General features: G+C 40.8%; 15 protein-coding genes. 8 read left to right on the top strand and 7 right to left on the bottom strand.

The annotated features are described in order from the left end of the window. Positions 1–6 precede the first annotated feature (6 nt). The 4 genes from mntA to THEPK_RS10940 are packed head-to-tail and all read left to right on the top strand — an operon-like array spanning position 7 to position 3,114. Positions 7–411 carry a type VII toxin-antitoxin system MntA family adenylyltransferase antitoxin gene (gene mntA / locus THEPK_RS10955; protein ID WP_042701864.1) on the top strand — a complete coding sequence of 135 codons (405 nt, stop codon included), beginning with the start codon at positions 7–9 and terminating at the stop codon, positions 409–411. Next, on the top strand, positions 401–823 hold the full coding sequence (gene hepT, locus THEPK_RS10950; protein ID WP_042701861.1) for a type VII toxin-antitoxin system HepT family RNase toxin: 423 nt from the start codon (positions 401–403) through the stop codon (positions 821–823). The genes mntA and hepT overlap by 11 nt, the downstream gene beginning before the upstream one ends. Positions 824–839: 16 nt before the next feature. Continuing rightward, complete coding sequence (locus tag THEPK_RS10945) at positions 840–1,835, top strand: sugar phosphate nucleotidyltransferase (RefSeq protein ID WP_042701858.1); 996 nt, start codon at positions 840–842, stop codon at positions 1,833–1,835. A gap of 34 nt (positions 1,836–1,869) precedes the next feature. After that, a complete protein-coding gene (locus THEPK_RS10940; protein WP_042701855.1) occupies positions 1,870–3,114 on the top strand; it encodes a flippase in 1,245 nt (414 codons plus the stop codon). Positions 3,115–3,160: 46 nt separating this feature from the next. Here THEPK_RS10940 and THEPK_RS10935 read toward each other — a convergent pair whose 3' ends face one another. Genes THEPK_RS10935 through THEPK_RS10915 form a run of 5 tightly spaced genes read right to left on the bottom strand, consistent with a single transcriptional unit; the run spans position 3,161 to position 9,027 of the window. Further along, positions 3,161–4,246, bottom strand: coding sequence for a glycosyltransferase family 4 protein (locus THEPK_RS10935; RefSeq protein WP_042701852.1), 1,086 nt, complete (start codon positions 4,244–4,246; stop codon positions 3,161–3,163). Positions 4,247–4,270: 24 nt separating this feature from the next. After that, entirely contained in the window at positions 4,271–5,428 is a 1,158-nt protein-coding gene (locus THEPK_RS10930) for a glycosyltransferase family 4 protein (RefSeq protein WP_042701851.1), read from the bottom strand. Then, positions 5,425–6,594, bottom strand: coding sequence for a glycosyltransferase family 4 protein (locus THEPK_RS10925; protein ID WP_042701848.1), 1,170 nt, complete (start codon positions 6,592–6,594; stop codon positions 5,425–5,427). The genes THEPK_RS10930 and THEPK_RS10925 overlap by 4 nt, the downstream gene beginning before the upstream one ends. Next, the gene (locus tag THEPK_RS10920) at positions 6,591–7,844 is read right to left on the bottom strand and encodes a prenyltransferase/squalene oxidase repeat-containing protein (RefSeq protein ID WP_083965083.1); all 1,254 of its coding nucleotides are present in this window, start codon (positions 7,842–7,844) and stop codon (positions 6,591–6,593) included. The genes THEPK_RS10925 and THEPK_RS10920 overlap by 4 nt, the downstream gene beginning before the upstream one ends. Further along, the gene (locus tag THEPK_RS10915) at positions 7,828–9,027 is read right to left on the bottom strand and encodes a glycosyltransferase family 4 protein (RefSeq protein WP_042701845.1); all 1,200 of its coding nucleotides are present in this window, start codon (positions 9,025–9,027) and stop codon (positions 7,828–7,830) included. The genes THEPK_RS10920 and THEPK_RS10915 overlap by 17 nt, the downstream gene beginning before the upstream one ends. 72 nt (positions 9,028–9,099) lie before the next feature. Between THEPK_RS10915 and THEPK_RS10910 the strand changes: the two genes are divergently transcribed. The 4 genes from THEPK_RS10910 (at position 9,100) to THEPK_RS10895 (ending at position 11,432) form a co-directional block, all read left to right on the top strand. Continuing rightward, positions 9,100–9,705, top strand: coding sequence for an acyltransferase (locus THEPK_RS10910; protein ID WP_198011321.1), 606 nt, complete (start codon positions 9,100–9,102; stop codon positions 9,703–9,705). A gap of 59 nt (positions 9,706–9,764) precedes the next feature. Continuing rightward, positions 9,765–9,896 (top strand): hypothetical protein, encoded by a 132-nt coding sequence (locus THEPK_RS13695; RefSeq protein ID WP_255346973.1) that lies wholly within the window; start codon positions 9,765–9,767, stop codon positions 9,894–9,896. A 2-nt stretch (positions 9,897–9,898) separates the two neighbouring features. Beyond that, on the top strand, positions 9,899–10,999 hold the full coding sequence (locus THEPK_RS10900) for a DegT/DnrJ/EryC1/StrS family aminotransferase (RefSeq protein ID WP_042701840.1): 1,101 nt from the start codon (positions 9,899–9,901) through the stop codon (positions 10,997–10,999). 115 nt (positions 11,000–11,114) lie between these two features. Next, complete coding sequence (locus tag THEPK_RS10895) at positions 11,115–11,432, top strand: nucleotidyltransferase domain-containing protein (RefSeq protein WP_232194583.1); 318 nt, start codon at positions 11,115–11,117, stop codon at positions 11,430–11,432. A gap of 41 nt (positions 11,433–11,473) precedes the next feature. Here the strand turns inward: THEPK_RS10895 and THEPK_RS13635 are convergent, their stop codons facing one another. Then, the gene (locus THEPK_RS13635; RefSeq protein ID WP_342764015.1) at positions 11,474–11,671 is read right to left on the bottom strand and encodes a type II toxin-antitoxin system VapC family toxin; all 198 of its coding nucleotides are present in this window, start codon (positions 11,669–11,671) and stop codon (positions 11,474–11,476) included. Positions 11,672–11,679: 8 nt separating this feature from the next. Next, on the bottom strand, positions 11,680–11,817 hold the full coding sequence (locus THEPK_RS13630; RefSeq protein ID WP_232194582.1) for a hypothetical protein: 138 nt from the start codon (positions 11,815–11,817) through the stop codon (positions 11,680–11,682). Positions 11,818–12,009 lie beyond the last annotated feature (192 nt).

Here is a 12,009-nt window from a genome sequence, read left to right as displayed (position 1 = left end):
TAGGACATGAAGATATACACACTAACACCGGATGACAAGAAAAAGATAAAGCAGAAAATTAGAGAGGCATTAATTAAAAGGGATGAGATTATCTTTGCCTACCTTCATGGCTCTTTCATTGAGGATCGCCCGTTTAGGGACATTGATGTTGCCATTTATGTTGATGGAAACTACGATTTAACTTATGAGCTTGAGCTGGAGGAAGAGCTAACACGGATTGTGGGGTTTCCGGTTGATGTTAGAACCATTAATAATGCTCCGGTGACTTTTAGGTTCAAAGTTCTTGAGGGGGAACCTCTTTTCAGCAGAGATGAAAAGGTTAGGTGTGAATTTGAGGAATGGACTTTAAGAGAGTATCACGACTATGATTATTATTTGAAAATTTACAGGAGGGAGATTCTTGGAGTATGACAAAGATAAGATAACGAAGCTTATGTTGGAAGCAGAGAACTCGCTCCAAAACTTAAACGAGCTTTCAAACCTTCCCGAGGAAGAATTCCTAAAAAACAAACATTACATTGCAAGTGCCAAGTATAATCTCTTAATCACTATTGAAGCGTGCATAGATATTGCTTACCATATAATTTCTAAAAACCGTATGAGGCTTCCCAGAGACTATGCCGATTCCTTTAAAGTGCTGGTGGAGAATAATGTCATTAGTGAGGATTTAAGCAAACGTTTAATGCTAATGGCCCGATTCAGAAACCGTCTCGTGCACATATATTGGGACGTTGACGACAGAATGGTTTATCACTATATCAAGGAGAACATAAGTGATGTTGAAGAATTTTTAAAGAGAATACGCGAACTTCTATTTGGTTAACATGGAGGGAGATCCTATGAAAGTCCTAATCATGGCCGGTGGTTATGCCACTCGTTTGTGGCCGATAACAAAGGGCAAGCCGAAGCCCCTTTTGCCCGTTGGGGGAAAGTATATTATCGATTATATCCTTGAGAAGACAAAAGAGCTTGATTTGGAAGTCTATGTCTCTACCAATAAGTTCTTCGAAAAGCACTTTAAGAGCTGGGCCAAGGAGAACAACATTGAGCTTATTGTGGAGGAAACCATAAGTGAAGAGGAAAAGCTGGGAACCATTGGAGCAATTAAATACGCTATCTCAAAGCTCGGCCTCGATGATTACCTCATAGTTGCTGGTGATAACTTGTTCTCTTTCTCTCTGGAGGACTTTTTGAAACACTACAATGGAAAGCCGCTGATAGCTGTTTATGACGTTGGTGACTTTGAACTTGCAAAGAGGTACGGGGTTGTGGTTCTTGAAGGGGATAGAGTGGTTGATTTCCAAGAGAAGCCTTTGCAGCCTAAGTCGACCCTGATAAGCACTGGAGTTTATGCTTTTCCAAGAGAAGTCATGGGAAAAGTTGATGAATACCTTGAAGAGGGCAACAGGGATTCTCCGGGTTACTTCATTGAGTGGCTCCTTAATGGTGGTGTGGAGGTTTATGCTTACAAGTTCGATGACTACTGGTATGATATTGGAAGTGCGGACAGCTATCTGGAGGCCATGAAGACTCTTTTGAAGGAGAGCCAGATTGAGGAGATTCAGATAAGTCCCTATTCAAAGATAATTCCTCCGGTGGTCATAAAGAGGGGTGCAAAGATTTTGGGCAGGTCGATAGTTGGGCCCTATGCTTATGTTGGGGAGAACTGTACAATAGAGAATTCCGATGTGAGTGATTCCATAATCTTTGATGACACTATTATAAGGGGTTCAACGATTTGGCGTTCCATAATCGATGAGAAGTGCGAGATAAGAAACCTCGAGCTTAAGAAAAGTTTGGTTGGTGGACATGCAAAAATACAGAGAGGGGATTAGGTTTTTAATTTCTCTCTTCTATTGAGAAGTTGTCATGACCGAGAGTTTAAAGTTGAAGTTGCTTAAAAACGCAGGCTGGCTCTTTAGTGCTGAAGTTATTTCGAAGCTCTTAGCCTATGGCATTATTGTTATCCTAAGTAGAACCCTAGGCCCAGATGGGCTTGGTCAGTACTCGTTCATCTTTTACTATGTGGGACTTTTGGGGATTTTTTCGGATTTGGGAGTTAGCTATTATTTTATGCGAGAGGTTGCGAGGGATAGAAGTAAGACTGAGGAACTTCTCCCAGATGTTTTGGGGCTTAAGATTGTGCTTGTGCTGGTTAATTTTGTTGTTATAGTTGTTTTAACTCTCTTCCTCCCAAAACCAATGTGGATTAAAGCCCTTATACTACTGGTCGGGGTTGAGGCTATGCTCACCTGGATCTCATTAGTTTTTGTACAGCTTATGTATGCTCATGAAGTGACAAAGTATGAGGCCATAGCAAGAACAGTCGAGAGAATTTGGGCATTTTTTGTTGGAGGGGTCGTTCTTTACTTCTATAGGTCTCTTTCACCGTTTATAGTTGCGCTTCTCATTGGCTACACAATCAGGGAGTTCCTAAGAGTAAAGTGGGGAACCAAATTCGTCAAGAAAATTATTATTCGATTTAATCCGCAGATATGGCTTTCTCTCCTGAAGAAATCGTATCCATTCTGGTTAATTGGGCTTTTCACGCTGATCTACTATCGCACCGATATGGTAATGCTAAGTCTAATGAAGGGAGATTATGAAACCGGAATCTATAGGGCCGCATATACATTGATTGAGGTTTCTCTATTTGTCCCAAATATTGTTGTCTCAACGATGATGCCCTCAATAGCGAGGCTGTGGAAGCAGGATAAGAAAACGCTGGATATTCTTCTTAAGAAAAGCCTCCAAATGTTGACAGGATTTGGAGTTTTAGCATTGGCAGGATATTTTATCTTCGCACGCCTAGGAATCATTATTGTGTTTGGTAAAGAGTTCCTTGAGAGTGTCTCTGTGCTTAGGATTTTGGCCTTTGCAGTACCATTTATGTTTTTGAATTCACTTTTCGGAAGCTTTCTGAATGCAACTGAAAGAGAGCTGGTATTTACTAAGATAACGGGGTTTACAGCCCTCCTTAATGTAATGCTTAACTATATACTAATCTCCTACTACGGGGCAAGTGGAGCAGCAATTGCGACAGTACTGAGTCAAAGTACAGCAAATATTTTAAGTTTTATTGCTTTATCCTTGCTACAAAAAAACGAAAAATAATGGAATGGCAGTAGGAAGGATTAAAACTGAGGGAGGATCACATAACTTATCCGTCGACATACTCACTGAGTAATCCCAAGTACGTTTCTGCGATAACGTCAACACTAAAAAGCTCTTTAACTCTTTTAAGACCTTCTTGTGAAAGATGGCGTTGGATACTTGTTCTTGAAAGCACTCTAAAGATAGATTTTGCAATGTCCCACGAGTCTAAGGGATTGAATAGCAAACCTGCCTTTCCTAAGACCTCAGGAATTGAAGTTATTGCGGATCCCACCACAGGGGTTCCGGTAGCCATGGCTTCAATCAAGGGCATCCCGAACCCTTCTCTCAAAGAAGGTTGAACATATATATCACTGATATTGTATAGAATATTTAACACATTATCAGGGACATTTTCGTAAAAAAGCATCCTAACTCCTTGAGCATTGGCAAAATCAACTATTTCTTGCTTTCGTACATTTGGTCCAACTTTTATGAGGCTAATATTTGAAACACCAAAATTTTCTCGAAGTATCCTAACAGACTCAATTAATCTCTCCAAATTCTTACTTGGTTTGTCTGTTCCAACGTATAGTAATAAAATTTCATCATTTGGTAATCCATGCTTCTCAAAAAAGCGTTTTTTATGCCGTAGCTTAGCCTCAACGCTCATGGGATAGAATACTCGTGTATTAACTGAGTTATATATAACAACAGGATCAACAGTTTCATTAAGTTCAACTAAAAATTTTCGCGTATAATTTGAGGGTGTTATGATAATGTCAAAGACATTCAATATTGAGTCTATGCTCGCTATTAAATTTCCATAGGGATCAAAAGCATCATGGAAAGTTATAAGCTTTAATTTCGCACGTGAGTATTTTGCTGCCTTCCAATAAACCCCCCACTGCGTTATAACATGCACAGCATCGAATCGAGAAGAAAGCTTTCCCAGGTATGATGAGTATACCGAAAGTGGAATGTTTGCAAGAGGTGTGTTTATATATGGGTTAGTTAAGTATTTATTATGAATGAATATCTTTGTTCTTACTTGATCTCTAATTTTCCGATAAACGTTAAAGAACCACTTCACAGTATAGGGTCTCTTAATGTTCCCTTCCCAAAACCCAAAATATGCTATAGACATGTTCATTACCTTACCTCCTTCAAATATTTTTCACCAAACACCCCTGTAAACTTCCAAAATTTGCTTCACAATATTCCTCCAAGTAAATTGTTCAGCATACTTTCGTATTTTCTCTCTATTCCATTCTTTATTCAGTGCTATTAAGATTTTCTCCGCAAGGTCATCCACGTTTCCAGGTTCGCAGAGCAAACCATAATCCTCAGAGGTTATTACCTCCTCACTTCCCCCATTAATCGTTGCAACAGCGGGAGTTCCAACAGCAAGTGCCTCAAGGACAACTAGACCAAAACTTTCACTCAAGCTTGACAAGACAAACAAATCAGCAGCATTCATCCATAACGCCAGCTTTTCGTCCGGAATAGCGCCGAGAAGTTTGACATAATTTTCAAGGTTATACTTTTCTACCTGTTTTTGAAGTTTCTTCTTTAATGGGCCCCTTCCACCTATGAAACAAATAGTATCATCCCTGTATTTGACAATGGTTTTCATAGCTTCAATTAAATATTGGAAGCCCTTTCTTTCAATGAGATTGCCAAGACTAAAGAGGACTTTCTTTTCCAGTGGAATTCCCAACTTTTCTCGAGCCTTATCTTTTGGCATTACAAAAAGACGATTCGGATTAAAGCCATTGGGAATTGAATAAACATTAGGATTAAACTCTCTGAGTAAAGGAACGTCTTTCCTGTTGACCCTAATCAATGCATTAGCATTTCTCCAAGTCCAGTAGATCTTTTCATTTTTGGAATTGTATTCCTCCAGAAACCACTCTCGATTTTCATGAATCGTTACAACAACAGGTACTTCAAACTCTTTCGAAAGCTTTACTCCTGCATAACCACTTGGCCACGTGAAATGAGCGTGGATTAGATCAAAATCCAGCCCCTTTTGGTTTATAACTCTCAAGGCAGCCTTGTAAAAGTTTTCTCCCAGTTTCTTCCTAAAAAACTCAATTGGGGCGTGAAAGAAACGAGGATAATATATATGAACGTTATCGTAGGAATAATCTCTCAAAAATCGGTTTTTTCCAAGGGGTTGAGGGGAGATTACGTAGACTTCATTAAAATAATTCTTAAGTTCATCAATCTGGCCCTTAACGAAGCTTCCTCCATAGCTTTTACCTTCAAAGTCCGGGTAAGAGTTTGTAAGAACTAAAAGGGAGCGAGAAGTAGAAGCATTAGCTACTCTCATTTAAGAATCACCCCGTAAAGCTTCAGTAACTTTCTTTCTTCCTTTTCCCAATTCCATTTTTTTTGTACAAATTGTGGATTAAATCTGATTGTTTTTAGGGTAAGTATTCCCTCTTTAAGTTCACTAATAGAGATCTCATCAAATGTAATCCCACATTTGTACTCTCTAACGAAATCTTCCATCAGTGTGCCTCTTGAAACTATTACCGGAATCCCTAATCCACTAGCTTCAAGTAGTTTAGTGGCCAACCCCCTTTTAATGTTTTCACGAAAGGGATAATATGCATAGACAGCATCAGATATGGCATAATATTCAATAACCTTATCATAAGGCACCGGGGTGATAAATTCTACATCTAAGGTTGGATATTCATTTGAAATAATTTTTTTAAGTTCTTCTAAAGCAGGCCCTGCTCCAACTAGAAGAAGCTTGTAGCCCCCGTCAAGTAGTGAAATCGCTTCTAATAGCGGAATAAATCCAGAAAGCGTTCTTATGTTCCCCAGATAACTCACTACAAAAGGTATTTTTTTCTTCGTGTTTCTGATGCTTAGATATCTCTCTTTATTAAAGACTGAAAAGTCTGGAGAATTCCATATCACGATAATTCTCTCTGGTGGCACGCCCCCTCTAATATAATATTCTCGTAAACCTTCATATTTACCTCCAATGCTCCCTGTAGCAACTATTACAAAGTCACTGAGTTTAGAAAAAAGTATTTCAATATTGGACAAAAAGGATACAAAGGTGTTTTTTAATGATCTCTCACTTCCTTCCATCTGTAACCTATCAAAGTATATATCATGGATATCAAAAATCCATTTTTTGTTTTTAATCTTTTTAAACAAAAATCCAACAATTGCAGTGTCAAAATCATGTGTGTGGATTATATCAAACTCCATTTTCATTATCTTGAGAATTGCCAAGATATAAAACAGAGGGAGTTTTATGAGGAGAGTGAAAGGATTGCCATACTTGGCCTTCAGGGATATTCTTTGAATTTTAATACCGTCAACCACTTCGTATTTAGGGTACCTACCTTCTCTGTCCCAGGCAACTACCGTGACATCATAGCCATTTTTGACAAGACTTTTAGCTTCTTTATACACTCGAGGGTCGGGTTTAAATGGGTTTGAAAGAACCATGACAATTTTCTTGTTTTTTGTCATTTGATTCCCTCCTCTTGATCTAACCCTATTAAGGGATATTTATAAATCTGAGCAAGTGAATAACTTAAGGAATCAAGGATCTCAGAGGTCATAAACATGTCAGGGAAATTCTTGGAGGGCTCAATGGTTGAGCTCTTTATACCAAAAAGCTTTGTTACAACGTTGAAAACCCAATCCTTTTGGACTTTCTCGGAGAACCTTCTCCTTGCCAGCTGCCTGTAGAGGGCATAGCCAAGTCTGAAGAGCTTGTGAGTGATGGGGTAATCTCCAATCCAGGCGCTTTTGAATGATGTTATGATATCTCCGGGAAAATCCTTCCACTTTCCTTTCTCCCATCTGAGGGCTATGCTGGGAGTATTCTCTTTTAGGATGGGAAATAGGTTTTGGGCATTTTCTAAATACTCTTCTTTCCATTGGGAGGCATATAAGAATGATGTGATTCCAAAGGCATAGGCTCCTGTAAGATAATAGGCAAACATCAGGCCGCTCTTTGACCAGTCAAACCTCTTACCATTTTGGGCTTTTGAGAGCCATTCTGCCCCATTGAGCATGCATTTTTTAAGCTGCTCTTCTTGAATGACTTCTTGAATCTTTGAGAGATAGTAAAGCGTGACTCCTTGGTAGTGAATGCATGGAACCTTAAGATGGTATTTCTCACTTCCTCTATTTATAGTGTAGGGGAATGAGCCATCTTTTTCTTGGAAGTTACACACTCTTCTGGCGGCTCTTTTTGCACCTTCTAATGCTTTATCATCTTTAAAAACCTTGTAATATTGAGCCAAGAAAGCGCCGCATGTGGCATCAACGTTAAGGTAATCAGCCGTGTATAGCCTGGACTTAAGGAAGTATCCCGGTTCTATTTCGCTGGAGAGGACAAATTCTTTTGCTCTCCTCAAGGCCTGCTGAGCCCACTCTTTAAGATCCTCATCTAGGTATGGGAGGGATAAGAGCAAAGCCTCTCCAACGAAGGAGGTCACAAGGGCCGACTCTTGGTTATAGTTTGGATGAATCTCATTCCAAGACCCATTGGGATTTTGCCTTGAGAGGAGGAAGTTCACAAGTTTCTCAATTGTATCTCTCTTTTTCTCCCCATAAAGTCGAATTATGGCCTTTAAATACTCTGCACTAACACGGTTTCTCACGATTCCAAACACTGGGTCTTTTATATAGGCTATCTCTTTATCTAAGAGTAGGTATTTGCTTGTCTCCTTCTCCAGTGAATGGAGGTATTCCTCAATGGCCTTCTTCATTTTGCTCCCTCACCAAATTTAGCACTCGTAAAAACTTTCTTGCTGAGTTTTCTCTACTGTATTGGGATACGTACCTTAGTCCGCGTATTCTCATTTTTTTAAGGTTGGAGCTTAAAAGCTTTTTAATACATTTGGCTACCTCTTTGGGCGTTTTCCCTACACAACCAGCCCGGCTCTCCCTGGCAACCCTTTCAATCTTTCCAATTCCGACCCCTATAAAAGGCAGGCCGCATGCAAGATACTCGTAAATCTTTGAGGGGATTGCATACTTCAAGCTCTCATCAGCCTTTATTGGGGCCACGCCAATGGCTGAAGAGCACAATAATTTTACAACTTCTTTTCTTGAGAGCATCCCTATATATCTTACCCATTCTGATAAACCCAGATCTTTGGCCTGTTGGAGGGTTTCTTCTAGGTTTTCCCCGCTTCCTGCCAAAACCAAGGGTACTCTATCTTTTTCATCAACTAGTGCATAGCCCTCTAGAAATGTGTCAAAATCCTGGGCATGGCCAAAGTAGCCGGTGTAGACCATCTGGAGTTTTCTTTTTGGTTCTTTACAATTAAAGGTTTCTAAATCTACACCATTTGGAACTACATGGCATTTGGTGGGGTTTATTCCATAGTCTTCGACCAGCTGTTCCCTTATTTTTGGGGTCACAACGGTGATGGCCTCTGCCTCTTGGAGGGCCTTTGATTCAAGGAATCTAAAGATCCTTTCAACAAGGCTTCCCTTTTTTATAAAGCCTAAATTCACGCTAACATCTAAGAAAAGATCTCTAATATCCACGATAACCTTCTTCCTTAGCAATTTTCCAGTTAGTGCCACAATATACATTTGGGGAGGGGGGGATGTTATTAGAATTACATCCGCAAGGTTTCTCTTAAAGATCAGCCATATACTAGCAAGGAGGGGGAAAATGGTATAATATAAAGCTCTTTCAATATTTGAGGCGTCTTCTTTGGGTTGATACGTGAAGAGCCTGATTATGTTTCCCTCTCTCTTTGAGAGCTTGGCCCTCTTGGGAAATGTGCCAAAGGGATAAGTCTCGATTGCAGAAACGACAACAACATTAACTCCAAACTTGATAAGGTACTTATACAAATCCCCCATCCTTGATGCATTGCCTCCCTTTTCCGGCGGGAATGCATGAGAAAATATTACTAGGTCTGGCCGTGTATCCATGGGCATACCTCACATGAGTTATCTCAACAATGCTTTTATAATTTAGGGAGTCAATACTCTGTGGTGTCTTCAATGAGTCAAAAGTATTTTGTTCATCCACTGGCTGTTGTTGAAGAAGGAGCTGAAATCGGAGAAGGGACAAGAATATGGCACTTTGCCCATGTAAGGAAAGGAGCAAAGATAGGTAAGAACTGCAACATTGGGAAGGATGTTTATATCGACGTTGACGTTGAGATTGGCAATAACGTGAAGATTCAAAATGGAGTCAGCGTTTATCACGGGGTTAAAGTTGAGGATGACGTTTTCCTCGGCCCACACATGACGTTTACGAATGACCTCTACCCAAGGGCCTTCAACCAGGATTGGGAGGTAGTCCCTACCTTAGTTAAGAAAGGGGCTTCAATAGGAGCTCATGCAACGATAGTCTGTGGAGTTACAATTGGTGAATATGCAATGGTTGGAGCTGGAGCCGTTGTTACCAAAGACGTTCCCCCCTTTGGACTGGTTTTTGGAAACCCGGCAAGACTTAAAGGGTTTGTTTGTTACTGCGGAAGGCCCCTAAAAGAAAAAATAGGCGAGGATGAAAATAATATTATTTTCAAGTGCTCTCACTGTGGAAAGGAAGTTAAAATCAAAAGGGAAGACTACGAAAGATACTTAATGGAAAAAGGTTTGTGAGAGAGTGAGCTATGGGGGGGAATAAAACTCTAGAAATTCCAAGTGACAAGTTGCTAAAAATGCTCGGAAAAGATTTCAAGAAACGCATAGAGGTGACTCCATTGGAAAAATATGAAGAATACTACAGAAAGATTAAAGTGGCTGAAATGGAAAGGATTCTTAAGGTATTCAAAGCTGTTAAGGAGGAGTAATAATGATCCCAATCGCTAAACCTTTAATTGGGGATGAGGAAATCAATGCAGTTGTTGAAGTTTTGAAGAGCGGAATGCTCGCTCACGGGAAAGAAGTTGAAGCCTTCGAGAAAGAATTTGCAGAGTACTTGGGGGTCAAGCATGGAATAGCTGTTTCTAATGGCACTGCAGCTTTGGATGTTGCTCTAAAGGCCCTTAAAATAGGGCCCGGTGATGAGGTCATCACCACACCATTCACATTCATAGCTTCCGCAAATTCAATCCTCTTTCAGGGAGCAAGGCCCCTCTTTGCCGACATTGATCCAAAAACATACAACCTCGACCCAAACGATGTCCTTGAGAAAATTAGCGATAAAACAAAGGCCATAATAGTTGTCCATCTCTACGGCCAGCCTGCAGATATGAAGGCTTTCAAAGAGATCGCCGAGGATCATGGGCTTTACCTCATCGAGGACTGTGCACAGGCCCATGGAGCGGAATTTGAGGGCCAGAAGGTGGGAACCTTTGGGGATATAGCAGCCTTCAGCTTTTATCCAACGAAGAACATGACCACCGGAGAAGGCGGAATGGTGGTAACGAATAATGACGAGCTGGCCAGAAGGGCGGATTTGATAAGAAATCACGGACAAGCAGAAAAGTACCTCCACGTCGAGCTAGGCTATAATTTGAGGATGACGAACATAGCTGCTGCCATCGGGAGGGCCCAGCTTAAGAAGCTTGAAGAGTGGAATGAGAAAAGAATTAAAAATGCTAAGTTGCTAAGCGATGGAATAAGCAAAATAGATGGCCTAACTCCACCTTACGTTGATGAGAGGGTTAAGCACGTCTTCCATCAGTATGTTATCAGGGTTGAGGATGACTTCCCATTGAGTAGGGACGAGCTCATGGCAAAGCTAAGGGAGAAAGGTATTGGAACGGCTGTACATTACCCCATACCAGTTCATCACCAGCCGCTCTATCAAAAGCTCGGCTACCCAAAGGACATCTGCCCCAATGCAATTGAAGCCTCAAAGAAAGTCTTGAGTCTCCCGGTGCATCCAGCAGTGAGTAGAGAGGATATTGCTTATATAATCAAGACTCTTGAAGAGATTAGCAACCCATGAGAGTTATGTTCAAGGGGGATACTACCCAGATGCTCAATACCTAGCCTGATGGATTATCGTTTGAGTATTTCTTCCGAAGCAATAATCAAGTTTGTTGAGGCTTTGAAAAATGAGCTTGGAAAAACTTAAGGCATTTGTTGAAAGGATAGTGGAGTATTTAGAGGGAGATGTAACTGTAATCCTTTTTGGCTCCTATGCTAGGGGAGACTACAACTTGGCAAGTGATTTTGATCTCATAGTAATATCTGACAAGATAAAAGGCAATCCGTTAGAGAGAACTAGGGAGCTTTACAAACTGAACAAAGAATTTCTACCAGTAGATATTATCGCATACACTAAAAAAGAGTTTTTAAAAGCCCTAGAAAACCTTTCCCCCTCAGCTCTTGATGCTATTGCAGAAGGAAAGTTTGAAGAGCTTAAAAGAGGGGTCTGAAAAAGGAAAAGTACTGGACGATGGCTAACCCATAGAAGAAATTAAAGGAGCTTCACGTCAAGCCCAAACTCTTCAAGGGCTAGAAGGTCTTTGTCCAGCGTTATTAAAGGAAGATCGTTTGCCATAGCTGTGGCTCCAATAAAGAGGTCTCTTATTCCTAAGGGTTTTCCTTTTTCTTTGAGTTTTTTGTAAAGGTAAGCCGCTATTCCTGCAGATCTCCCATCAAAGGGGAGCTCTATAAGTGAATTCAGCCAGATGAGTTCGTCTTTTTTGGGAAGCCTATAAGTATCTCAAACTTTGTGATTGAAGTTATGTAGAAGGTGTTATCAAGGTCCAAGGCTTTTTCAAGAATTTCTCTGTTCCCACGGGCTATTTCGATTATCACATTTGTCTGACCTCCTCCCCGCCCTGAAGGGCGAGGGTTCCAACGAGTTAACCCCTCGCCAATGGCAGGGAGGTTTGAGGGGCTTCACTAAAACCCATTAGAGGAGGGCTTTTCAGCCCCTCGGGGAGGGTCTTCCCCCCATTACCCCTACCTCCTGCAAGAGCAGAAAGGCTCGGGGTTATCTTTTTCACC

Source organism: Thermococcus sp. PK, assembly GCF_000430485.1.
Lineage (GTDB): Archaea > Methanobacteriota_B > Thermococci > Thermococcales > Thermococcaceae > Thermococcus_A > Thermococcus_A bergensis.
Note: the sequence above shows the minus strand (reverse complement) of the source record. Positions and strands in the feature narration are given on the sequence as shown.

Excerpts from the sequence above, each read along its gene's own strand:
- THEPK_RS10945 (WP_042701858.1), top strand. The coding sequence starts at position 840 with ATGAAAGTCCTAATCATGGCCGGTGGTTATGCCACTCGTTTGTGGCCG.
- mntA (WP_042701864.1), top strand. The coding sequence starts at position 7 with ATGAAGATATACACACTAACACCGGATGACAAGAAAAAGATAAAGCAG.
- THEPK_RS10910 (WP_198011321.1), top strand. The coding sequence starts at position 9,100 with ATGAGTCAAAAGTATTTTGTTCATCCACTGGCTGTTGTTGAAGAAGGA.
- THEPK_RS10935 (WP_042701852.1), bottom strand. The coding sequence starts at position 4,246 with ATGAACATGTCTATAGCATATTTTGGGTTTTGGGAAGGGAACATTAAG.
- THEPK_RS10920 (WP_083965083.1), bottom strand. The coding sequence starts at position 7,844 with ATGAAGAAGGCCATTGAGGAATACCTCCATTCACTGGAGAAGGAGACA.
- THEPK_RS10900 (WP_042701840.1), top strand. The coding sequence starts at position 9,899 with ATGATCCCAATCGCTAAACCTTTAATTGGGGATGAGGAAATCAATGCA.
- THEPK_RS10940 (WP_042701855.1), top strand. The coding sequence starts at position 1,870 with ATGACCGAGAGTTTAAAGTTGAAGTTGCTTAAAAACGCAGGCTGGCTC.
- THEPK_RS10925 (WP_042701848.1), bottom strand. The coding sequence starts at position 6,594 with ATGACAAAAAACAAGAAAATTGTCATGGTTCTTTCAAACCCATTTAAA.
- THEPK_RS10915 (WP_042701845.1), bottom strand. The coding sequence starts at position 9,027 with ATGGATACACGGCCAGACCTAGTAATATTTTCTCATGCATTCCCGCCG.
- THEPK_RS13695 (WP_255346973.1), top strand. The coding sequence starts at position 9,765 with ATGCTCGGAAAAGATTTCAAGAAACGCATAGAGGTGACTCCATTGGAA.
- THEPK_RS10930 (WP_042701851.1), bottom strand. The coding sequence starts at position 5,428 with ATGAGAGTAGCTAATGCTTCTACTTCTCGCTCCCTTTTAGTTCTTACA.